Here is a 519-nt window from a genome sequence, read left to right as displayed (position 1 = left end):
ATGGTTGTACACCTTCACAGATGCCTCAATATTGATAGTGTCACCCAAGTAGTATATATTTGAAGGCCTCTGAAAGGACCAGTCATCAATCATGAGGCTCATGGAGAACACCAAGACATCCTCGCCAACCTCCGTTGAAGCGTAAGGAACCCAAGTTGGCCTCAGAGCATTACTGCTCACATTATGGAGCCTTTGATAGTGGCATTGAACGCCAACAACTGCACCCTCAGTACGGGTAATCGGCGTGCCAGCAAATGCCACAGGAGTGTAGGTAACCGCATAGGTGTAGACGAGCTCATCCTCGGTCATCATCAACACACTATTGCAGTCCTGCAGTGCATATTCAAAGATGAGCACCCCAGAGGCAGAGTCCTCACCAACAACAGGACAGCCTCCCATAGACAAACCACTTGGCTGGATCAGCTGACCATTGCTGAACATATCCTTCTTCACCTCCACATGAACCCGGTTCTCACTGCATTGAACAGCCACACTACTGGGAGTCACAGGTTGCCTCAA

The 519-nt window shown here is 49.5% G+C and carries 1 protein-coding gene; it reads right to left on the bottom strand.

Annotated features, from left to right (window positions below; genetic code table 11):
* A partial coding sequence (locus GQR53_RS20615) for a zona pellucida domain-containing protein (RefSeq protein ID WP_165745069.1) occupies nucleotides 1–507 on the bottom strand: 507 nt, incomplete at its 3' end.
* Between the last annotated feature and the right edge of the window lie 12 nt (nucleotides 508–519).

Origin of the sequence: Pseudoalteromonas sp. Z9A6, from assembly GCF_011378805.1 — a bacterium.
GTDB classification, from domain to species: domain Bacteria; phylum Pseudomonadota; class Gammaproteobacteria; order Enterobacterales; family Alteromonadaceae; genus Pseudoalteromonas; species Pseudoalteromonas distincta.
The sequence above is the reverse complement of the archived record's forward strand: the minus strand, read 5'-3'. Positions and strand labels throughout refer to the sequence as shown.